We start from the raw sequence: 22,387 nt of genomic DNA on the forward strand, positions 1-22,387 counted from the left end.
CAGATTTCATACGATATCTCAAGCCCATACGCAAAAAAGGCCGTCTGAAAACGGCCTTTTAACAACAATCCTATATTATGCCAAATCGGCAAACAGAGGCGTAGAAAGATAGCGTTCGCCATACGATGGCAACAAGACAACAATCAGCTTGCCTTCGTTTTCAGGTTTTTTGGCCAGTTGCAATGCGCTCCATACCGCGGCACCTGAAGAAATACCTACCAAAATGCCTTCTTTTTCAGCCATAGCGCGTGCAGTTTCAAACGCTGCTTCGTTAGGTACTTTGACAATGCTGTCGTAAACAGTCGTATTCAAAACGCTGGGGATAAAGCCTGCGCCCAAACCTTGAATCGGATGTGGGCCTTTTTCGCCACCACTCAATACCGGAGAAGCTTCAGGCTCGACAGCCACGATTTGAACTTCGGGTTTGTATTTTTTCAACACTTCGCCCACGCCGGTAATCGTGCCGCCAGTACCCACACCGGCCACGAAAATATCTACTTTACCGTCTGTATCGCGCCAAATCTCTTCGGCAGTGGTTTTGCGGTGAACTTCAGGATTGGCCTCGTTATCAAATTGGCGCGGCATGAAATAAGTGCCCGGATGTTCGTCCACTAAAGATTGGGCTTTGGCAATAGCGCCTGCCATGCCTTCGGCAGCAGGAGTCAAAATCAATTCTGCACCAAACGCACGCAGCAGCATTTTGCGTTCTTTACTCATGCTTTCAGGCATGGTGATGGCCAATTTATAACCGCGGGCCGCGCACACCATGGCCAAACCGATACCGGTATTGCCACTGGTTGCCTCGACGATAACGGTATCTTTATTGATTTTACCGGCTTGCTCGGCCGCTTCAATCATGGCTTCGGCAATACGGTCTTTCACGCTGCTGCCTGGATTAAAGAATTCAAGTTTAACGGCGATTTGCGCTTTTAAACCTTCGGTCAGGCGGTTCAGTTTCACCAGAGGTGTGTTGCCGATCAGCTCGGTAATATTATTTGCAATTTTCATTTCCTGCTCCTGATTTAGATGTAATACAGCCTGCATATTAAACTCAGGCCGTCTAAAAAACCAATATCGAAAATTTCTTTCTTTATAACTTTTGGTTCAAGCGCGGTCAATATCCACTGCGCTCAAAAATCAATGTAACGGCAACCACAGCCTGCATCACGACGGCAACCATCCAGCCTGCCCACATCTGCCGCATACTGAAAAGAGAGGCAGACTGCTTGCAAACAACCACACGGTGCAGATAAAACACCAGCATCAACACGCCCTGCAAGACAAACCAATAAATGGGTTTCAAAGCATAAATTTTCAGTAAGGCCACCCATGCAAAAACCGAGCCTGCCAGCGGCAAGATGAAATAAACCACGCCTGCCAAGAAAACAAAAGCCAAAGTCATGACGACATTGGAAACTGCAAATAAGGTCAAACCGGCATATTCGCCTGCCGACCAAAACTTTTTGTCTTCCGTTTTACTGCAGTCATCGATAAAGAAGAAAATACTGGCGATTGTCAGATAAAAATGAGGGATGAACAAAGGGCCTGTATGCGTAAAGCCCCACATTCCAGGCAACAAGCGTGCGCCCAGTGCCGAAATCCCCAGCCACAACAACACCGTAGCCCAAAGCCATTGAAACCGCTGTGCGCGAAAAATAAATGCCAACGATACCGCAGCATACGCGACGGCAAACCAAAAATCCAAAGAAACCATCATGAATACTGCAACTCGCCTTCAAAAACGGTTTCAGCAGGGCCGGTCATTTGCACATCGCCGCCTTCTTCCCAACTGATAAACAGTTCGCCCCCAGGCAGAGTAACACGCACAGGCGCACCCGCTTTCAGCAAGCCATTGCGCACGCCTGCCACCACGGCCGCACACGCTCCAGTGCCGCAAGCCTGAGTTTCCCCCACCCCGCGTTCAAACACGCGCAGGCGGACTGACAACTCATCTTCAACCTGCAAAAAGCCGACATTGACCCGTTCAGGAAACTGCTCGTGCGATTCAATAGCGCCGCCCCAATGCTCCACCGGTGCGGTTTCAACATTATCAACCAAAATTACCGCATGCGGATTACCCATATTCACACAGCTTACCGGTACAGATTCCAAACCGACCAAGACAATATGCGTCAGCGCATCTTCATTTTCACCATGTGCAGGCACAAACGGAATTTCAGACGGCATGAAACGCGGTTTACCCATATTGACGGTAACCAAACCGTTATCCAACAGCTTCGGCACAATAATCCCTTTGGTCGTTTCAACCAAAATTTCCGTTTTATCCGTCAACCCCTTATCCGCGACAAAACGCGCAAAACAACGCGCGCCATTGCCGCACTGCTCTACTTCCCGACCATCAGCATTGAAAATGCGGTACCGAAAATCGACCGCATCAGAAGAAGGCTTCTCCACTACCAAAAACTGATCAAAACCCACGCCGCGATAGCGGTCTGCCCATTGGGCAAGCGGCGCAGCCAACGGATCAAAGTCCTGATTGATGGCATTGACCACCATAAAATCATTGCCCAAACCGTGCATCTTCGTAAATTTTAAAGTTTTCATTATTCATTCACATTCTTATTAAATCATTATTTCGGCACATTCTACACCAGAATGATATATTCGTTTCTATCTTGTTTTTCAGACGGCCTTGCGCCCTTTTACCAATACTAACACCAGCCCCCCCGCAAAAATACTATACTTCCCACATTACAAACATTTCTTATTACAAGGATACACATTATGAAAAAAGTTCTCTTACCTGCCCTTTTGGCCGCTTCACTCAGCGCATGTACAGTCGGCACGCCCGGCGTTTCCGTCGGTTTAGGCGTCGGCACCAGCATCGGCCGCCACGTCGGCCTGGGTACATCCATCAACATTCCTGTCGGCTTGGATAAAACCAAAACCACCAAAGGCACGGATTCAGACGGCATCCGTATCTCAGAAGAACAAATTGTGACCTATTTTGATGCACACGGCACACCCAGCAACAGCGCAGTCAAAGGCGGTTTCCATCGCCAACTGATCAGCAAACGCAACAACGAATATGTCGTGCAAGACTTTTACAGCGACAACAGCCAAAAACGCACGGACCCCTACGTCCTCAGCCGCAACCAACTGATGCAGTTCCGTGCCACGCCAAGTAACGGCTCGTTAACCACTTACGCTTACAACGGCACGGTGATGCAGCAACAAGTATTCCAAAACGGCAAATTGGTTAACGCCAAATACTAAAGGCCGTCTGAAACGGCTGGGGAGTATGTGAAACTTGATTACAAAATATTTTTAACATTCAAACATTTGAAATATTTTGCACCATTTTCTTGAAAATATGGATTGACACATTTTTTCCAGCCATTATAATACGCCCCATTCCCCGATAGCTCAGTCGGTAGAGCGACGGACTGTTAATCCGCAGGTCCCTGGTTCGAGCCCAGGTCGGGGAGCCAAATTTCAAAAGCCTGAACTGCTGTTCAGGCTTTTTTACATCAATAAGGAACGCTTGTTCTTTCCCAAAGAAAGCCCATGAGTCCTCATAATAAAAAAGGCCGTCTGAAACCCAAATCTGGCTTCAGACGGCCTTTTATTTATTTTTAAATCAACGGAAGAAATCGCCCATACCGGCAGGCAGGCCTTGGGTGAATGCACCCATGGTTTTGTTGGTGGTTTCTTCGGCTTTTTCAGAAGCGGCATTAATGGCGGCCAATACCAAATCTTCCAGCATTTCTTTGTCGTCAGCGGCTTCTTGAATCAAATCAGGGCTGATTTCAAGTTTGCGGACAACATGCGAACACGTCATCACAACTTTCACCAAACCATTGCCTGCTTCACCTTCAACTTCGGTTTCAGCCAGCTTGGCTTGTGCCTTTTTCATGTTTTCCTGCATTTGTTGAGCCTGTTTCATCAGGCCGCCTAATCCGGCTTTTCCGAACATGTTTTACTCCTATGGGTTTGAATAAATGGGTTTCACTCATGCCGTCTGAAAAACGCTATTGCCTTTCAGACGGCCTTGTATATCAGTATTTTAAGAATGTCCTGCCAACTCTAAAGAATCCGGCAGCCATTGCGCTTCAAAGGTTTGCAAGATTTTCTGCGCCGTTGTATCCGCTTCCAGCAAATCTTGCGCCTGCTGCCGCCCTTCTTCTTGAATACGTTTGCGGCGCATCACCGGCGTTTCCCAGCCTTTATCATCCTGCCAAGGCTCAGTTTGCAGCCTTAAATTGCCAAGATGGTAAGCCTCGCTCAACGTCTGGCAGATTTTGTCCAAGCGCTCTTTATTGGCAGTAGCTTTGGCCTCATCCGTCAACGACAGCATGATTAAACCTGCTTCCGCATCATAACTCGTCCATGCCGCATTTTGCGCTAACATCTGCGCCGCGCCTAATTTACGGGCAAAGCGTTCGATAATGCTGTGCCAATTCTCAGTTTTAAACTCAGGCAAAGGAGCGAACTGAAGCTCTTCTTCATCTCCCTCCTCTTCTTCAGACACAACCGGCTGTGGTACTTCCATCACATCAGCATGATGCGAATCTTCATATGTATATGCTTCATCAAAATACGGAGGCGGAATTTCCTCATCCATGTGCGGATATTCTTCCAGCTCAGGGGCCGTCTGAACTTTTGCAACAGGCAATGGCTCCGCAGCTTCTTGCTTCTGCGCCGCTTGAATTTGAGGCGGCTCAGCCGATACTTGGCTCGGCATGTCTTCCCAAGGCGGTACATCCGTCTGTTGTTGAGCAGACTGAATAGTTTCTTCAGACGGCCTTTCAACGATATCCTGTTTGGTCGGAACAGCCTCTTTCTCAACCACCGGTGCTGCTATCGGTTCAGATTTCGGCAGCTGAAAAGGCTTTTTTTCGGCCTCAGCTTTCTGATGGTCGGAATGCAAATCCGTGTGTTCAATCTGACTTTGCGTATCGCAACCCGAAGCAGCCAACGGCGCAAATGCAAGTATGCGCAAAAGCGTCATGACAAAACCGGCATACTCGTCCGGAGCCAGCGGCAAATCCTGTTTACCATGAATAGCACATTGATAATAAAGCTGAACCTGCTCGCCACTCAAAGCCTGACTTAATCGCAGCAAAGTTTCACGCTCAGGGTCGTCATTTGCCAAGGCAGAAGGAATGGTTTGAATCAAAGCCAAACGTTGCAACAACATAGCCAATTCTGCCAAGGCGCTGTCAAAACCAATCGCTCTGGCGGACATTTCCTGAGCCTTTTCCAGCAAGGCCTCACCGTTTTGATTGATGATTCCTTCAAGCAATTCAAACAAATATTGTTTATCGACCGCTCCGATCATCTGGCGGACATCTTGTTCGGCAACTTTACCCGAACCCATGGCAATCGCCTGATCCAAAAGGCTCAACGCATCGCGCATCGAACCGGCGGCGGCACGTCCCAAAAGCTGCAAAGCCTGCGGCTGATAAGGAACGTTTTCACGGTCCAAGACATGTGCCAAATGCTCGGCAACCTGTTGGGTTGTCATGTTGCGCAAAACAAACTGCAAACAGCGGCTCAATACGGTAATGGGGACTTTATGCGGATCGGTGGTCGCCAAAATGAATTTAACGTGTTCAGGCGGTTCTTCCAAAGTCTTCAGCATGGCATTGAACGCGCTTTTGGAAAGCATATGCACTTCGTCGATGATATAGACTTTGTATTTACCCGCAGTCGGTGCGTATTGCGCATTTTCCAATACTTCGCGGATATTATCGATGCCGGTATTCGATGCCGCGTCGATTTCCAATAAGTCCACATAACGGCCGCTGTCGATTTGCGTACAGCTTTCACACTGACCGCACGGCTCGCCATGCACGGCATTTTCGCAGTTCAAGCTCTTGGCCAAAATCCTGGCAATCGTGGTCTTGCCCACACCGCGCGTCCCTGTCAGCAGATAGGCATGGTGCAGACGGCCTTCGTCCAGCGCGTTGCGCAGGGCTTTGACGACGTGTTCCTGACCGACCAAATCGGCAAAGGTTTTCGGACGCCATTTTCGTGCAAGAACTTGATAAGCCATGTTGTTTCTCTACGGGAAATAAATCGGAAGGCCGTCTGAAAAGAATTATCCGCTCTTCAGACGGCCTCAGAAAATGGCATATATTCTAGCATTTTTTTGATTTTTATTAAGGATTTTCTATCAAGCTGGCAGCGACAGCATGTCATCGCAATGTTAGAATGCCACACAAATGATAAACAATTTGAAGCTAAAATCATTATGCCTGAAATCATACTACGCAACCAATCAGCCACTATGCAAGTCAATACAATGGGCGGATATATTGACTCCCTGATTCTAAAAGGACGGGAAGTCTTGTTTCCGAAAACCAGCGTCCACGTGGGCGATGATACAAAATTACGCGGCGGCATGCACGTCTGCTTACCCCAATTCGGACCGGACAGCAAAAATCATCTAGCTCAACATGGTTTCGGCAGAACTTCAGACTGGGAAATCCGCCATCAAAATGAATCGGATATCGGCTTGAAATTAATCAGCACAGAAAAAGGCTATGAACACGTCGAATGGTTGCTTGATTACAGTCTGCCTAACGAAAATGAAGCCATCGCCATCCTAACTGTCTGCAATTACGGCGAATCGCCCGTCCGCACGTCTCCGGGATTCCACCCCTACTTTACCGCCGCAGGTACACAATTTGATTTCAACGGCGCGCCATACGATGCCGACTATATCTCCCATACCGAATTTGTTTCCTCCGACCAGGATGCACACGTTGCATTTAACGGCTTGAAACTGGATATCCGCACCCACAATCTGCCTGTGTATGCCCTCTGGAGCGATAGAAACGGCCAATATACTTGTGCAGAACCAACCGCAGAAGGCAATGCGTTTTTATCCCCTGCAAAAGGCGGACAGTTTGTTTCAGGGCACAGCAAAAAACGTTACGCCATGAAAATCAAACTGATGGCTTAAAATGTTCTGTAAAAGCCCCAAATACTTAAAAACCACCCAAATGGGTGGTTTTCTTATGGCTTACAGGCCATTGTTATTGATTGCATTCGCAATATCGCGTACCGCTGTTACATACATGCGGCTGTGGTTGTATTGCCATACAGTGTAGAAGTTATTCAGGCCCAAATAGTATTCAAATACGCCCGGGCTGGTTTCCAAAGCATACAATACAGCCTTTTCATTATCCGCAACAGCAGCTTGAGGCACGACACCCAAAGCTTTGAAATCTGCGACAGTGCGCGTCAAGGCAGTTTTCTCATCGATAATCGCCTGCAAGTGCGGAGTAATCGTCAGACTTACCGGCACAACCATCTTACCGCCGGTCTGCCAGCCATGCTGTTTCATATAATTGGCGACAGAAGCCGCCACATCGCCGACATTATTCCAAATATCGCGATGACCATCACCATCATAGTCCACCGCCCATTTACGGTAGCTTGAAGGCATAAATTGCGGCATACCCATCGCACCGGCATAGCTGCCTTTGAAGTCAAAGATATTTTCTTTTTCTTCTTTTGCCATCTGCAAAAGTTCGCTCAACTCGTTTTGGAAGAACTCGGCACGGCGTGGATAATCAAAGGCCAATGTACTCAAGGCATCGGCAACGCGGAAGCTACCCGTATTTTTGCCGTAATTGGTTTCGATACCGAGAATCGCCACAATCAATTCGGCAGGTACGCCGTATTTGCGTGCCACATCATCGATTACGGCACGGTTTGCCGCATAGAATTGTCTGCCGCCGTTAAATTTGGCTGCACCAGAGTTACCGGTGCGGAATTCATACCAAGGACGCGAAGTGCTTGGGCGGTACATAATGGTAATAATGTTGCCTTTATACACCACGCCATTAAAGAAATTGCGCAACTCTTCCGCACTGAAACGGCGGTTTTTTACTTCATATTGGATAAACTGCTGAACATTGACGTTCTCATTAAAACCGCTGCTGGCAACAGATTCAGCCGCTGCATCAAATACAGGGCGTTTTGCAGAAGAAACAGGCTCAACAGGTTTCGCTGTATCGACAGCAGGCTTTTGCGGGGTACTACATGAAGCTAGAGCCAAAGCAGCCAGACCCATCCCAAAGATTTTGATTTTATTCATAAATAATCTCTTTATTAAATACTATGATAAATCCGAATACGAAAGAATATTCGTCCAACACATCATCTCTCTATGCCAACTGCCATCTTTTTAATCAGCCAAAAAATATAGAAACTCGGTACCTATTTGCTTCGACTCAAGCACATAGACAAGGCCGTCTGAAATCCAAGGAAACCCTTGATTTTCAGACGGCCTTGAATGAATCAATTACTCAGCGGCTGCAACAACAGCAACGGTAATTTTAGCAACAGCGTCAGTGTGCAGAGCCACTTCAACTTCGTATTCGCCAACAGCTTTCAATGGGCCGTTAGGCAGACGTACGTTTGCTTTAGCAGCTTGGATACCGGCAGCAACAATTGCTTCAGCGATGTCAGCATTGGTAACAGAGCCGAACAGACGACCATCAACACCGGCTTTTTGAGCAACAGTAATGGTTTGGCCTTCCAGTTTTTCTTGACGTGCTTTAGCATCAGCCAAGATTTCAGCTTGTTTGGCTTCCAATTCAGCGCGGCGTGCTTCGAATTCTTTCATGTTGGCTTCGGTTGCACGTTTTGCTTTACCGGCAGGGATCAGGAAGTTGCGTGCGTAACCGTTTTTAACGGTTACGATGTCACCCAAGTTACCCAGACCGCCGATTTTTTCTAACAGAATAATTTGCATGATTTAAACTCCAAAATTATTTGTGTTGATCGGTGTAAGGCAACAGAGCCAGGAAACGGGCACGTTTCACAGCAGTAGCCAACTGACGTTGGTAGTGTGCTTTAGTACCAGTAATGCGGGCAGGGATGATTTTGCCGTTTTCAGAGATGAAGTCTTTCAACAAATCAACTTGTTTGTAATCAACTTCTTGGATTTTTTCAGCCGTAAAGCGGCAGAATTTTCTACGTTTGAATGATTGACGAGCCATTGTCGTTTAACCTTTATATTCTTTAATGTTCTGTATGCGTAGTACCGGCTTGGGGAAGCGTTGGCTGCGTTGCGCCAAAAATCCTTCCGACTCGATGATAGCATCTTGCCGATACTGCCATTCCTCAGCCTGCTTACCTAAAATCCGCGCGGGAATTTCAAATTTGACCAGACATTTCTGTCCGTTTTCTTCCTGCCAAGATTCATGTTGTAACACAACATCTAAAACAGGAATTCCTGCCGGCGTGTATCTCAAAGGCTGAACCTGTAAGATACGGGCGGTAAGCTTAATCAGATTGTTCAATCTTATTCGGCTGCTGCAACTTCTTCAGCTGCACCGTTCAGCAAATTTTTTGCTTTTTCGCCGCCCAACATTGGAGAAGCTTCAGTTACAGCGTGTTTTGTTTTGATGGTCAGGTGACGCAGTACGGCATCATTGAAGCGGAAAGCAGTTTCCAGCTCTTCAACCACTTCAGGAGTAGTTTCGATATTCATCAAAACATAATGTGCTTTGTGGATTTTGTTGATTGGGTAAGCCAATTGACGACGGCCCCAGTCTTCCAAACGGTGGATTTTACCGCTGGCTTCAGTAATCATGGTTTTGTAACGCTCAACCATAGCAGGCACTTGCTCGCTTTGATCAGGATGAACGATAAACACGATCTCGTAATGACGCATGTTATCTCCTTATGGATGATTAAAAACAGCCTTTCACCATGCGAAGTAAAAGGCAAGGCAAAGAGGCTGAATTTTATCCGCATTTCTTAAAAAATACAAGTCCGGATTCAAAATCCACTTTCTTTTCAATTAAAAAACAACAATAGGCCTTATGGTTATTTCCTAGCAAACCACTCAACTATCTGCCAAAAATCTGCTAAAATCTGCCCCATCCTAATAAATACAGCATCAGAAGGCACACAATCATGGCTCTTTTGCAGATTTCAGAACCCGGCATGTCCGCCGCCCCCCATCAACACCGCCTCGCCGTAGGCATTGATTTAGGCACAACCAACAGCTTGGTTGCCACAGTCCGCAGCGGCAGCGCAGTCTGCCTGCCTGATTCAGACGGCCGCGCCACCCTGCCTTCGGTTGTCCGTTATTTGGATGGCGAAGTTGAAGTCGGCAAAAACGCCCTTTCTGCCCAAAAAACCGATCCGCTAAATACAGTCAGCTCCGCCAAACGCCTGATCGGCCGCACCCTTACCGACCTCGCACAAGAGGCGCAATACCTGCCCTATCGATTTACACCCAATGAGCGCGTGGTCGAGTTAAACACCCGTCAAGGTGCAAAAACGCCTATCGAAGTATCGGCTGAAATCCTCAAAGCCCTTAAATCGCGTGCCGAAGAAACATTAGGCGGCGATTTGGTCGGTGCCGTCATTACCGTACCTGCCTATTTCGACGATGCCCAACGTCAAGCCACCAAAGATGCCGCACGCTTGGCAGGCTTGAATGTATTGCGCCTCCTCAACGAGCCGACCGCCGCCGCAATCGCCTACGGACTGGACAACGCTTCAGAAGGCACGTTTGTCGTTTACGACCTGGGCGGTGGTACATTCGACGTATCAGTATTGCAACTGACCAAAGGATTGTTTGAAGTTAAAGCCACCGGCGGCAACAGCGCATTGGGCGGCGATGACTTCGACCATCGTTTGTTCTGCTACCTGCTCGAACAAAACGACCTTTCCAAACTCAACGAACAAGACAGCCAACTTCTGCTTTCCCTTGTCCGTACCGCCAAAGAAAAACTGACCACTCAAACCGAAGCCGTCATCGAAACCACACTTTCAGACGGCCATAAAGTTCATACCGTCATTACCCGCCAAGAGTTTCACAATCTGACCCAAAATCTGGTACAAAAAACCATCGAGCCCGTCAAACAGGCTTTGAAAGACGCAGGCGTAACCAAGGCAGATGTCAAAGGCGTGATTATGGTTGGCGGCTCTACCCGCATGTTGCACGTTCAACAAGCAGTTGCCACATTCTTTGGCCAAACCCCGCTGAACAACCTCAATCCTGACGAAGTGGTTGCACTCGGTGCCGCCATACAAGCAAACGTCCTTGCCGGCAACAAAACCGACGGCGAATGGCTACTGCTTGACGTTACACCTTTATCGCTTGGTCTGGAAACCTACGGCGGTCTTGCCGAGAAAATCATTCCTCGCAACTCTACCATTCCTACCGCGCGTGCGCAGGACTTTACCACTTTCAAAGACGGTCAAACTGCCATGACGATACACGTCGTTCAAGGCGAGCGCGAACTCGTTTCCGACTGCCGCAGCCTTGCCAAATTTACCCTGCGCGGTATTCCGCCCATGGCAGCAGGCGCAGCGCGTATCCGCGTGACCTTCCAAGTTGATGCCGACGGTTTGCTGTCCGTTTCCGCACAAGAACAAAGCACCGGCGTACAGGCGCAAATCGAAGTCAAACCTTCCTACGGCTTGGACGACGGCACCATTACCCAAATGCTCAAAGACAGCATGAGCAACGCTGCCGAAGACATGGCCGCACGCGCACGCGCCGAAGCCGTAGTCGAAGCCGAAAGCTTAACCGACGCTGTCAACGCAGCCCTTGAGTTAGACAGAGATTTGTTGGAAGCCGAAGAATTGCAACAGATTCAACAAGACATCGCCAACTTGCAAGGCCGTCTGAAAGACGGCAAAGCCGAAGACATCCGTGCCGCCGTCACCAAGCTCAGCCACAGCACCGACAACTTCGCCGCCAAACGCATGAACCGCAACATCCAACGCGCATTGACAGGACAAAGCGTTGATAATATTTGACGGCAAATGGTTTCAGGCGGCCTTTGATAAAAAGGCCGTCTGAAAAGATATCTTCATACAGAAATAAAAATAAAGGACAACAATGGAAAAAGCAGGCATTGTCTACCTGATGAAAACCGTCATCAAAGGCGTATATAAAATTGGTATTACTGACGAAAATAATTTTGAAACTAGAATGCGCCATTTGGAAAACAACGGCTACGCAAACGTTGCCGGGTTAGAACGCATTCTAGCCATTAAAACCGACAACTATAAAGAAAAAGAAACCTTACTTCATGAAATTTTCGGCAAAAGCCAAATAGGAGAAACTGAGCTTTTTGCAATTGATGAAAATCTTGCGAAAAGGCTTTTTCTCTCATTAAGAGGCGAAATTGTATTTCCTAAAAATGAAATAGCAGAGTTAGGTTTTGAAAAAACCGTCGAAGAACATCATCAAGAAAAAATCTTTGAAGTAAACAGAAGTGCATTTATCGACTTTATCAAGGAAAAGCACCAACAAAATCCTTCCATATTAAGAAATCTCATCTCTTCAGAAAATGCATATAAACCCAAAAATTCCAAAGTCCGTTTATATAAAGACGAATACTTTGGGACAAGTGGTTCAAAGCTAACTACTGAAATTGAAGAAGGTCTTCATATTTATACTACCTATTCAAAAGAAAATTTAGAGAAAGCTTACACAGAATATTTAAAATTATTTGAATCACAATGAGACTCTGGCACCAAACCCTTATCCCCCTACTCCCCCGTGCCCAGCTTTTGGGGCAACACCGCGAATGCGCCGCTTTACGCGGAGCGGGCTGGGGCAGGCCGCATGCGACGGTTAATTACGTTTTTACCCATTCGCCCTACAAACTCTATCTATATCACGCGTTGATTATGGATGAGATGGAAAAGCGCGGTTACAAACCGGATGCTTTATGGAAAGACCCGCTATATCGCGGCAAAGTCGCTGCCCCATACCATTCACACGCGGCTGAAACAGCTACTTCGCCGATTTATGCCGAACATGATGATGCTTATCTGGACGAGTGTTTGGAAAATTTAAGAAGTAAAGGCATCATGTTATAAACCCATTTTTCAGACGGCCTGAATATTGAATATCCAAGGCCGTCTGAAACCACTTTAACCACAACCACTCTTAAACAACCGAGACAATAAAAATGCCAAAAATTACCGTACTCCCACACGCGACATTATGCCCTGAAGGCGCGGTTATCGAAGACGCGCCGGAAGGCCAAACCGTCCTTGACGTACTGCTCGACCATGACATCGAAGTCGATCATGCCTGCGAAAAATCCTGCGCCTGCACCACCTGCCACGTGATTATCCGCAAAGGTTTTGACAGCCTGGAAGAACCGACCGAATTGGAAGAAGACCTGCTCGACCAAGCATGGGGTTTGGAAGCTGATTCACGCTTGAGCTGTCAGGCAGTCGTTGCCGATGAAGATTTGGTCGTAGAAATTCCTAAATATACAATCAACCACGCTCGCGAAGACCATTAAAACGAGGTTTAATGAAAAGGCCGTCTGAAACCACAAATTCATGGTTTTCAGACGGCCTTTTGGTTATGCAGCAAATTATTTGATATGAGGGAAAATAAAACGCATACGCGAAATCTGCATGGAGGCCACTTTCTGCGTAGCGGAGTAATTTTCAATTTTTTCTTGCATTCTGATTTGATGCATATTGCCGTTATAACGGGGAGCAGCATTCTGAGATTTATTTACTGTCGGCAGTTCAGCCTCTGCCTTTAACGCTTCCTCTGCCTCGATGGCTGAAAGCGCAGCCTCATCCCTTACCAAACCGAAACGCTCGATAATGGCATTGGCTTCATCTATATAATGAGATTTGTCCACGCCATTTTCCAACGCCGCATCTTCAAGCACGACCGACAAATGCTTGCCGCACTTTTCGATACGCTCTGCGATCCGCGAATAAACCATCCAACGTTTCAACCTCAACGCGCCTGCATCGTCATTGGGCGAAGCGGCATCCAGTTTAATTAAGCCATAGTGCTTGCCGTAATACAGACGGAACACCAGCTGCTTCAAACCTTCTGTTTCGTCCAGCATCCGATAAAGTTCGCGAACCAACAGCAGCAAACGGTCAAATGCGCCTGCTTTAGACAGATACTCCGGATCATCTGAAGCAAGCGCGTAAATTAGTTTGGATAGCTTGGCGTTGAGTGCGTTATTCATCTTTTTTTCCTTTTATTTTTAAGCGATGGATTTCGTATTAAGAGCCGTTCCAAATGATTTGGTTGCATTGAGATAATGTAAATTATTCATGCGCAAACCATCATTCAAAACGGAATAAAATATATAAAACGGCAAATTCAAAGCGAATGTGCCGTAGTTTTTAAGTGTCGTGCCGTATTTTAACGCAAATATGCTATTTTGTTAAAAAATACCCGCATTATTTATATCCGCATCTGCAGTAAAACATTCTGGCAGTCCGACTTCTTCTTGATTAAAATAATTACTATTAGCCCAAACCCAATAAAGGAACACATCATGAAATGGACAGATACCCAACGCATCGCCGAAGAACTCTACGACTTACACGGTGACAGCATCGACCCGAAAACCGTACGCTTTACCCAACTGCGTGATCTGATTATGGCTTTGCCTGGATTTGACGATGATCCGGCGCGTTGCGGCGAGCGCATTCTCGAAGCCGTGCAACAAGCATGGATAGATGAAGCAGAATAAGCTTTCTTCCCTTCCCTATCAAACAAGACCTCAGGCTATTTTTCAGACGGCCTGAGGTCTTTATTAAATCTATTCATACAATTTTGGAAAATTTCGAAATTGACTCATACTGACCTCAAATTTATTATGCAGTCTGACAACAAATAAAAGATATGCAGAAGGTGCATAACCATGAATCACGCTCGAGAAATCGCCGCTTTAAACAACAGCCTTTCTGATTTGAAAGGCGACATCAATGTTTCGTTCGAATTTTTCCCGCCGAAAAACGAACAAATGGAAACCATGCTATGGGATTCCATCCATCGCCTGCAAACCTTGCATCCGAAATTCGTTTCCGTAACTTACGGTGCAAACTCCGGCGAACGCGACCGCACACACAGTATCGTTAAACGCATCAAACAAGAAACCGGCCTTGACGCAGCCCCCCACCTGACCGGTATCGACGCCAGCCCTGACGAGTTGCGCCAAATCGCCAAAGATTATTGGGACAGCGGTATCCGCCGCATTGTCGCCCTGCGTGGCGACGAGCCGCCCGGCTACGAGAAAAAACCTTTCTATGCCGAAGATTTGGTCAAACTGTTGCGCTCCGTGGCCGACTTTGATATTTCCGTAGCGGCCTATCCAGAGGTTCACCCTGAAGCCAAATCCGCCCAAGCCGACTTGATCAATCTGAAACGTAAAATCGATGCGGGCGCAAACCACGTTATCACCCAATTCTTCTTTGACGTGGAAAGCTATCTGCGCTTCCGCGACCGTTGCGTGATGATGGGCATCGACGTTGAAATCGTTCCCGGCATCCTGCCTGTAACCAATTTCAAACAATTGACCAAAATGGCCCAAGTGACCAACGTCAAAATTCCAAGCTGGCTGTCTAAAATGTACGAAGGTTTGGATGACGACCAAGGCACACGCAACCTTGTTGCCGCCAGCATCGCCATCGACATGGTCAAAGTCCTCTCTCGCGAAGGTGTCAAAGACTTCCACTTCTACACCCTCAACCGCAGCGAACTGACTTACGCCATCTGCCATATTTTGGGTGTACGCCCCCGTTAATAAAACAGACGGCCTCACCATTCTGATTTACAATATCGAACATTCAGGCCATACCGGCCTGATTCAAAATTCCAACTAGGAGAGTTAACATGACAACATTACATTTTTCAGGCTTCCCGCGCGTCGGTGCCTTCCGCGAATTGAAATTCGCACAAGAAAAATACTGGCGCAAAGAAATCAGCGAGCAAGAATTGCTGGCTGTTGCTAAAGACTTGCGCGAGAAAAACTGGAAACACCAAGCTGCTGCCAACACCGATTACGTTGCCGTAGGCGATTTCACTTTCTACGACCACATCCTCGACCTGCAAGTTGCTACCGGTGCCATCCCTGCCCGCTTCGGCTTCGACAGCCAAAACCTGTCTTTGGAACAATTCTTCCAACTGGCGCGTGGTAACAAAGACCAATTCGCTATCGAAATGACCAAATGGTTCGACACCAACTACCACTACTTGGTGCCTGAATTCCACGCCGATACCGAATTCAAAGCCAACGCCAAACACTACGTTCAACAGCTGCAAGAAGCCCAAGCTTTGGGCCTGAAAGCCAAACCGACCGTTGTTGGTCCGTTGACTTTCCTGTGGGTGGGTAAAGAAAAAGGCGCCGTTGAATTCGACCGTCTGAGCCTGTTGCCTAAACTGTTGCCTGTTTACGTTGAAATCCTGACTGCTTTGGTTGAAGCCGGTGCCGAGTGGATTCAAATCGACGAGCCAGCTTTGACTGTTGACCTGCCTAAAGAATGGGTAGAAGCATACAAAGACGTTTACGCTACTTTGAGCAAAGTAAGCGCCAAAATCCTGTTGAGCACTTACTTCGGTTCTGTTGCCGAACACGCTGCTTTGCTGAAATCCCTGCCTGTTGACGGCCTGCACATCGACTTGGTACGCGCCCCTGAGCAACTGGACGCATTTGCCGACTACGACAAAGTTCTGTCTGCCGGCGTTATCGACGGCCGCAACATTTGGCGCGCCAACCTGAACAAAGTTTTGGAAACTGTTGAGCCTCTGCAAGCCAAACTGGGCGACCGTTTGTGGATCTCCAGCTCTTGCTCTCTGCTGCACACTCCATTTGACTTGTCAGTTGAAGAAAAACTGAAAGCCAATAAACCTGATCTGTACTCTTGGTTGGCATTCACCCTGCAAAAAACTCAAGAATTGCGCGTTCTGAAAGCTGCATTAAACGAAGGTCGTGATTCTGTTGCCGAAGAACTCGCCGCCAGCCAAGCTGCTGCCGACTCCCGTGCCAACAGCAGTGAAATCCACCGTGCAGACGTTGCCAAACGCCTGGCCGATTTGCCTGCCAACGCAGACCAACGCAAATCTCCATTTGCCGACCGTATCAAAGCGCAACAAGCATGGTTGAACCTGCCTCTGCTGCCGACTACCAACATCGGTTCTTTCCCACAAACTACCGAAATCCGCCAAGCACGTGCAGCCTTCAAAAAAGGCGAACTGTCTGCTGCCGATTACGAAGCCGCGATGAAAAAAGAAATCGCTTTGGTGGTTGAAGAGCAAGAAAAACTGGACTTGGACGTACTGGTACACGGCGAAGCCGAGCGTAACGACATGGTTGAATACTTCGGCGAATTGTTGAGCGGTTTTGCGTTCACCCAATACGGCTGGGTACAAAGCTACGGCTCACGCTGCGTTAAACCACCTATCATCTTCGGTGACGTAAGCCGTCCTGAAGCCATGACTGTTGCTTGGTCTACTTACGCTCAAAGCCTGACCAAACGCCCGATGAAAGGTATGCTGACCGGCCCTGTAACCATTCTGCAATGGTCTTTCGTCCGCAACGATATTCCTCGCGCTACCGTGTGCAAACAAATCGCACTGGCTCTGAACGACGAAGTATTGGATCTGGAAAAAGCCGGTATCAAAGTCATCCAAATTGACGAACCTGCCATCCGCGAAGGTCTGCCTTTGAAACGTGCCGATTGGGATGCCTACCTGAACTGGGCCGGTGAATCTTTCCGCCTGTCCTCTACCGGTTGCGAAGACAGCACCCAAATCCACACTCATATGTGCTACTCTGAGTTCAACGACATCCTGCCTGCCATCGCCGCCATGGACGCTGACGTCATCACCATCGAAACTTCACGTTCCGATATGGAGCTCTTGACTGCGTTCGGCGAATTCAAATACCCGAACGACATCGGCCCAGGTGTTTACGACATCCACAGCCCACGCGTACCGACTGAAGCTGAAGTTGAGCACCTGTTGCGCAAAGCCATCGAGGTTGTACCGGTTGAACGTCTGTGGGTTAACCCAGACTGCGGCCTGAAAACCCGTGGCTGGAAAGAAACTCTGGAACAACTCCAAGTGATGATGAATGTAACCCACAAACTGCGTGCCGAACTGGCTAAATAATGTGAGTTAGATGAAAAGGCCGTCTGAAAATTTTCAGACGGCCTTTTTTTATTTATCGATATTTAGACCATAAAGATTACAGCTTCAACAGCTTACAAAATCCCTGTCGTTGTATGATGTTCTTCCACTCCTGATGTATACACATTCTTAGTATGGTGATACACAGCATCTTTAGTTGTTGCGACAATATAGTTGGCTTCTGACAAGATATCGCTCAAGGCAACTTTACTGCCGGTCGTATTCACCTTTGTCAGTGCTGCACCATTATGGCTATTGCCTTCTGAATACGTTTTGATGTTATTTTCAAAGCGCAGCCATGAATCATACAGTTCGTCTTTGATGTCCGTCATGATTTTATTGTTGGCTACATTTAAAGATGCCTTGCCCTTAGGGTTGGTACTGTATACGTCTACCAAAACATCATCCAGGGCACCACCAAGTTTCAATGTGTTATTAGTGATGTTGTACTCTTTGGCATTACTTTTCAAATAAGCAAATTCGACATAGCCGTCAGATTTTTCACGCACGGAAATTTTGTTGTTGTGAATGGTCACCGCACCATGCATAGCGACATTGCCATGGTGTTCTTCCACATAAACCGGCACCGCGCCTTTCATAATCTTGCCGATATCGGCATCATTGCCGCTAATGGTAATAGTACCGCTGCCAATGCCGTTTTTAGATAAAACGCGGTCGTAGGTATCGTTGATGACGGCAATCAGATATTTGGTGGATTCGCCGCTGATCTTGTTATTTGCCATATTGAGCGTGTAATCCATTTTGCTTTCATGGTTACGGAACTCAATCGCGTAAGTCTGAATATTGTTTTGATAAACCGTCAGATTTTTAATGACATTATTGCTGATATCGAAATAGCCTTTGTTAGCCGAGTGCAAATCTTTGTATTGGGTATTGGTTTGCACCTGGATACCTGAATACATGTGATAGTACTTGCCCAAGTCATCATCAACATTCAAGCGGAAGCTCGGGTCTTGGATAATGGTATTGCCGGTAATTTTGACTTTATCCATAGAAAACTGGCGGTTGTAAGCAGCAATACCATACAGCCGGTCACCTGTTAACACATTGTCTTCAATGACAATGCCTGTACCATCATGCACATCCAAGCCTTTGCGGTAGTTGTGGTTGGTCGTGTTTTTACGGTATGTGACACCGTAATTGTAGCTGCCCGCAACCACAGCCATACCGTAGCCGGTACCGCCGTCCGCTTCGTGGCCGTTCCAATCCAAACGGTTGCCCTCGCCGATAAAGTTTTGTTGGAAACCGATCAGCGCACCGGCAACGCGGTTGTGGTGCAGATACGAATCAACAATACGGTTGTTTTCACCCAAAGGCAGCGCTTCATATTTTTCATCAATTTCGCCGCTTTGTACGCGCTCTTTAAAGGTCAGCTTTTGACCTTTTTCCTTTTCCAAAGAAGCAGTCGACGTGAACATCACACCAGCACGATTGGCACCGGAAACCTCTACTTTACTGATTAAAGTATTGTCCGCATCGTTCACCAAAATGCCGTTTACCTTGCCAAAATAGCTTAAGCCTTTGCGGTAAAAATCAGGGTTGGTATATTGAACCGACAAGTTGGCAATGGTTTTATTGTTTTGTCCATCGATCAAGATACCGGCAAATTGGCGAATGTCATCATGGTTGGTGTTCGGGTTGAACACGCCTGTCTGCGCCTTATCAAACGTTACTTTGGTTTTACCCATCCCCGAACCAAACAAACCGCGTGCGCCGGAAACGGTTTTATCCATCACAATCTGGTTGGAAATATAGTAGGTACCATCCAAGAAGACCATGGCTTTTTCTTTATGAGCCGCCTCTAAAGCCGCTTTAAATGCCTGAAGGCTGTCTTTTTTACCCTGCGCATCGGCACCAAAATCATTCACACGAACATAATTACCATACTCTTTAGATTGATACACGCGGTATTTTCCAGAGACACCTGCCCTGTTTTCGGTATGATCGTCAATTTTGTTTTCTTTGACTGAACTGAGGTGGCTATCGTGACTCATGGCTGTTTTTTTGCCGGAAGAAACGCTCACGACTTTGTTATGGCCGTCTGAATCGTTCAAAATCTTTTTATGCACAATTTCGACTGTTTTTTTTCCTTCGGCAATTCTGTCTTCTGCCTCTTTTTCTTTGCGGGCAGCGTCTTGTTTGGCTTTACGCTCTGCAATCGCTTTTTCGACTGCTGCTTTATGCGCTTCTTTTGCATGCTCGACGGCGTTTGCTTTGGCTGTGGCGGCTTCGGCTATTTTTTTTGCTTTAGCCTCTTCGTATTTTTTTTGCTTTTCAGCCAAAATTTTTTCCATCGATTGATTAACCGGTTTGTTTACCGGCTCTTTTGAAACAACCTGTTTGTCCGTTACTTTAGACGCAATGGTATTTTTACCAGAAACGCTACTTGCAGAAGCAACACTGGCCCGTACGACACGCATTTTTGTTACAACGCCGTCTGAAGATGATGAGGTACTGTTCAATCTTGCCGCCTCAGCCACATGAACCGCATCTCTCGTTACAGTATTTTTACCGCTTAATTGCTTGGGTTCAGGAAAAACAGACGGACTTCCCCCAAAATTTTGGGTGTGTATCCATTCTTTTAGAGGAGAAGATGATTCGGAAGTGGTTTCAGGAGTTGAGGAGCCTTGACGGATATGGGTACGGCCAAGAGGGGCAAGTTTATGTGACATAATCAGCGTATTTCCTTGTATCAAATATCGTCCTTTCCCACCGCACAAGCGTGCAACAAAAAAGTTCGATGAATAAAGAGGTAAGACGGATTCTGTCGTAACAGCAATTGCCTGTATAAAGGCCAAACTGAAGCTGGCCACTTTGAGAAAATCGGCAGCGTTTCCCCTTCTGCCGATTTTCTGATTGAAAACGGTAATGGTGTTTGGACAGAACCCTTGGATGGCTTTTATAGGCAATCTGCCCGCGTACCATATATCCGGTTATTTTTGACGGAAAATGTATCAGAGTCCCTTTTTAATTGATTAGTTCATCCAAAGTTAAGTTATTTTTGATTTTTATAGCAAAATAAAAATGGTTTTATCTTGCATTGTTTTCTTTTTTGGCGTGACAGAGTTAATCCCGCGAAGCCAAAAAGGAGGGGAATTCTAACACAATATGTTTTTAGCATTCCCCATTTAACTAAATTTACAAAATATACAAAATAAATATCTATAAATGTTTTTAACTTCATCGAAAAATCAATAAAATTCGATATTTTCAATGTGTATTTTTACAACATAATTGCGCATTATATACCGATTATCTTAAAATGCTACCGTTTGTTTGTAAAATTTAGCATTTTATTATTTGTCTTCCCTCTCTAAAAACCAATAAAAAAGGCCGTCTGAAAAAATATTTCAGACGGCCTTTTTTATTGAATGCGTTCTATTTAACAAACTTCGACCAACCAGCCATGTTTGTCTTCTGCCAAACCGTATTGAATGTCGGTAATCGCCTTACGGATTGTATAACCGCGCTCTTGGCTCTTCACTTCAATTTCTTTACCATCAATCACGAAAGAAGTTACCGGAGAAATAACCGCAGCCGTACCGGTCAGAATCGCTTCCGCACCATTCTCAATCGCGGCTTTCAGCTCGTCGACAGTAAAGTTGCGCTCGGTAACGGTGTAGCCCAAATCTTTGGCAACAGTCAGTACAGAATCGCGGGTAACGCCGTGCAGGAATTCGTCTGTCAACGGTTTGGTAATGATTTCATCGCCGTTAATCAGGATAAAGTTAGACGCGCCGGTTTCCTGAACGTCGCCATTCGGGCAGAACAACACTTGGTTTGCACCGTGCTCTGCTTTGGCTTTCAACACCCAAGGCATGGCTGAAGCATAGTTGCCGCCGCATTTCACACGGCCCATATGTGGAGCGCAACGGATATGTTCGGTTTCCACCAAGATTTTAACGGGCGAACCGGCTTTGAAATAGTCGCCGACAGGAGAAGCCAAAATGTACAGCAAGGCTGTTTCGGAAGGAGAACCAGCTTTGCCGATCACAGGATCGGTACCGATCAAAGTCGGACGCAGGTACAACGCGGCTGGCGCATCAGGAATTTCTTCGGCAGAGCGTTTGACCAATTCAATCAAAGCATCCAAATAAGCCTCAGTCTCAGGGCGCGGCAGGTGCAGAATATCCGCACTTTGCTGCATACGCGCGATGTTGGCGGTCGGGCGGAACATCACGATTTTGCCGTTTGCCTGACGGAATGCCTTCAAGCCCTCAAAACATTCGCTGCCGTAATGCAAAGCATGCGCGCCTGGGGCGATTGTCAGGTCTGTGGAAGATTGCCACTCTACCGGCTGCCATTTACCTTCACGATAAGCGATAACGGGCATTTCAGCGTGAAAAACGCTGCCGAATACGGCTGGAACTGGTCTGCTCATGATGATTGCCTTTCTTATTCTGATTTGTAAGATAATAATTAAAGACTGAACAATACGCCTTTCAATATGGGTTT

Annotated in this window: 22 protein-coding genes and 1 tRNA gene; 10 read left to right on the forward strand and 13 right to left on the reverse strand. The window is 46.9% G+C overall.

Annotation, left to right across the window (positions count from 1 at the left end; translation table 11 throughout):
- Positions 1 to 75 precede the first annotated feature (75 nt).
- From cysK to dapF, 3 genes are all read right to left on the reverse strand, one after another.
- Positions 76 to 1,008 carry a cysteine synthase A gene (gene cysK, locus ACTHSW_RS03320; protein ID WP_100066632.1) on the reverse strand — a complete coding sequence of 311 codons (933 nt, stop codon included), beginning with the start codon at positions 1,006 to 1,008 and terminating at the stop codon, positions 76 to 78.
- Between the two features lie 106 nt (positions 1,009 to 1,114).
- Positions 1,115 to 1,717 (reverse strand): hypothetical protein, encoded by a 603-nt coding sequence (locus ACTHSW_RS03325; RefSeq protein WP_070461321.1) that lies wholly within the window; start codon positions 1,715 to 1,717, stop codon positions 1,115 to 1,117.
- A complete protein-coding gene (gene dapF / locus ACTHSW_RS03330) occupies positions 1,714 to 2,565 on the reverse strand; it encodes a diaminopimelate epimerase (RefSeq protein WP_004519258.1) in 852 nt (283 codons plus the stop codon). The genes ACTHSW_RS03325 and dapF overlap by 4 nt, the downstream gene beginning before the upstream one ends.
- Before the next feature lie 180 nt (positions 2,566 to 2,745).
- Between dapF and ACTHSW_RS03335 the strand changes: the two genes are divergently transcribed.
- The gene (locus tag ACTHSW_RS03335; protein ID WP_003678851.1) at positions 2,746 to 3,237 is read left to right on the forward strand and encodes a hypothetical protein; all 492 of its coding nucleotides are present in this window, start codon (positions 2,746 to 2,748) and stop codon (positions 3,235 to 3,237) included.
- Positions 3,238 to 3,376: 139 nt separating this feature from the next.
- Positions 3,377 to 3,452, forward strand: a tRNA-Asn gene (locus ACTHSW_RS03340).
- Positions 3,453 to 3,601: 149 nt separating this feature from the next.
- On the opposite strand, the gene ACTHSW_RS03345 is transcribed toward ACTHSW_RS03340, so the two are convergent.
- Together ACTHSW_RS03345 and dnaX are read right to left on the reverse strand one after the other, a co-directional pair.
- Complete coding sequence (locus ACTHSW_RS03345) at positions 3,602 to 3,937, reverse strand: YbaB/EbfC family nucleoid-associated protein (RefSeq protein ID WP_003678854.1); 336 nt, start codon at positions 3,935 to 3,937, stop codon at positions 3,602 to 3,604.
- A 90-nt stretch (positions 3,938 to 4,027) separates the two neighbouring features.
- A complete protein-coding gene (gene dnaX, locus ACTHSW_RS03350) occupies positions 4,028 to 6,019 on the reverse strand; it encodes a DNA polymerase III subunit gamma/tau (protein ID WP_107792444.1) in 1,992 nt (663 codons plus the stop codon).
- Positions 6,020 to 6,217: 198 nt separating this feature from the next.
- On the opposite strand from dnaX, the gene ACTHSW_RS03355 reads away from it, so the two are divergent.
- Positions 6,218 to 6,931, forward strand: a complete 714-nt coding sequence (locus ACTHSW_RS03355; protein WP_070461503.1) for an aldose epimerase family protein — start codon at positions 6,218 to 6,220, stop codon at positions 6,929 to 6,931.
- A 60-nt stretch (positions 6,932 to 6,991) separates the two neighbouring features.
- Here ACTHSW_RS03355 and mltB read toward each other — a convergent pair whose 3' ends face one another.
- The 5 genes from mltB to rpsF form a co-directional block, all read right to left on the reverse strand.
- The gene (gene mltB / locus ACTHSW_RS03360) at positions 6,992 to 8,071 is read right to left on the reverse strand and encodes a lytic murein transglycosylase B (protein ID WP_070461317.1); all 1,080 of its coding nucleotides are present in this window, start codon (positions 8,069 to 8,071) and stop codon (positions 6,992 to 6,994) included.
- A 207-nt stretch (positions 8,072 to 8,278) separates the two neighbouring features.
- Complete coding sequence (rplI, locus tag ACTHSW_RS03365; RefSeq protein WP_003678862.1) at positions 8,279 to 8,731, reverse strand: 50S ribosomal protein L9; 453 nt, start codon at positions 8,729 to 8,731, stop codon at positions 8,279 to 8,281.
- A gap of 16 nt (positions 8,732 to 8,747) precedes the next feature.
- Positions 8,748 to 8,978 carry a 30S ribosomal protein S18 gene (gene rpsR, locus ACTHSW_RS03370; RefSeq protein ID WP_003678863.1) on the reverse strand — a complete coding sequence of 77 codons (231 nt, stop codon included), beginning with the start codon at positions 8,976 to 8,978 and terminating at the stop codon, positions 8,748 to 8,750.
- A 6-nt stretch (positions 8,979 to 8,984) separates the two neighbouring features.
- Positions 8,985 to 9,287 (reverse strand): primosomal replication protein N, encoded by a 303-nt coding sequence (priB, locus tag ACTHSW_RS03375; protein WP_191620669.1) that lies wholly within the window; start codon positions 9,285 to 9,287, stop codon positions 8,985 to 8,987.
- A complete protein-coding gene (rpsF, locus tag ACTHSW_RS03380) occupies positions 9,284 to 9,655 on the reverse strand; it encodes a 30S ribosomal protein S6 (protein ID WP_003686150.1) in 372 nt (123 codons plus the stop codon). The genes priB and rpsF overlap by 4 nt, the downstream gene beginning before the upstream one ends.
- 245 nt (positions 9,656 to 9,900) lie before the next feature.
- On the opposite strand from rpsF, the gene hscA reads away from it, so the two are divergent.
- From hscA to fdx, 4 genes are all read left to right on the forward strand, one after another.
- Entirely contained in the window at positions 9,901 to 11,760 is a 1,860-nt protein-coding gene (gene hscA / locus ACTHSW_RS03385) for a Fe-S protein assembly chaperone HscA (RefSeq protein WP_070461315.1), read from the forward strand.
- Positions 11,761 to 11,842: 82 nt separating this feature from the next.
- Complete coding sequence (locus ACTHSW_RS03390; protein ID WP_107768907.1) at positions 11,843 to 12,472, forward strand: GIY-YIG nuclease family protein; 630 nt, start codon at positions 11,843 to 11,845, stop codon at positions 12,470 to 12,472.
- Positions 12,469 to 12,831, forward strand: a complete 363-nt coding sequence (locus ACTHSW_RS03395) for a TIGR02328 family protein (RefSeq protein WP_070461313.1) — start codon at positions 12,469 to 12,471, stop codon at positions 12,829 to 12,831. The genes ACTHSW_RS03390 and ACTHSW_RS03395 overlap by 4 nt, the downstream gene beginning before the upstream one ends.
- 92 nt (positions 12,832 to 12,923) lie before the next feature.
- Positions 12,924 to 13,265 (forward strand): ISC system 2Fe-2S type ferredoxin, encoded by a 342-nt coding sequence (gene fdx, locus ACTHSW_RS03400; protein WP_003686005.1) that lies wholly within the window; start codon positions 12,924 to 12,926, stop codon positions 13,263 to 13,265.
- Positions 13,266 to 13,340: 75 nt separating this feature from the next.
- Here the strand turns inward: fdx and ACTHSW_RS03405 are convergent, their stop codons facing one another.
- Positions 13,341 to 13,961 (reverse strand): hypothetical protein, encoded by a 621-nt coding sequence (locus tag ACTHSW_RS03405; RefSeq protein WP_070461312.1) that lies wholly within the window; start codon positions 13,959 to 13,961, stop codon positions 13,341 to 13,343.
- A gap of 315 nt (positions 13,962 to 14,276) precedes the next feature.
- On the opposite strand from ACTHSW_RS03405, the gene iscX reads away from it, so the two are divergent.
- The 3 genes from iscX to metE all read left to right on the forward strand — a co-directional run bounded on the left by iscX (position 14,277) and on the right by metE (position 17,893).
- Complete coding sequence (gene iscX / locus ACTHSW_RS03410; RefSeq protein WP_070461311.1) at positions 14,277 to 14,474, forward strand: Fe-S cluster assembly protein IscX; 198 nt, start codon at positions 14,277 to 14,279, stop codon at positions 14,472 to 14,474.
- Between the two features lie 171 nt (positions 14,475 to 14,645).
- Complete coding sequence (metF, locus tag ACTHSW_RS03415; RefSeq protein ID WP_049323818.1) at positions 14,646 to 15,527, forward strand: methylenetetrahydrofolate reductase; 882 nt, start codon at positions 14,646 to 14,648, stop codon at positions 15,525 to 15,527.
- A gap of 89 nt (positions 15,528 to 15,616) precedes the next feature.
- Positions 15,617 to 17,893, forward strand: a complete 2,277-nt coding sequence (metE, locus tag ACTHSW_RS03420; RefSeq protein ID WP_070461310.1) for a 5-methyltetrahydropteroyltriglutamate--homocysteine S-methyltransferase — start codon at positions 15,617 to 15,619, stop codon at positions 17,891 to 17,893.
- A gap of 92 nt (positions 17,894 to 17,985) precedes the next feature.
- Here metE and ACTHSW_RS03425 read toward each other — a convergent pair whose 3' ends face one another.
- Together ACTHSW_RS03425 and ilvE are read right to left on the reverse strand one after the other, a co-directional pair.
- Complete coding sequence (locus ACTHSW_RS03425) at positions 17,986 to 20,226, reverse strand: right-handed parallel beta-helix repeat-containing protein (protein ID WP_107810873.1); 2,241 nt, start codon at positions 20,224 to 20,226, stop codon at positions 17,986 to 17,988.
- A gap of 1,088 nt (positions 20,227 to 21,314) precedes the next feature.
- Positions 21,315 to 22,313: a branched-chain-amino-acid transaminase gene (ilvE, locus tag ACTHSW_RS03430; protein ID WP_070873825.1), complete on the reverse strand. Its 999-nt coding sequence runs from the start codon at positions 22,311 to 22,313 to the stop codon at positions 21,315 to 21,317.
- Positions 22,314 to 22,387 lie beyond the last annotated feature (74 nt).

Source organism: Neisseria sp. P0008.S004 (assembly GCF_051962755.1).
Lineage (GTDB): Bacteria > Pseudomonadota > Gammaproteobacteria > Burkholderiales > Neisseriaceae > Neisseria > Neisseria subflava_A.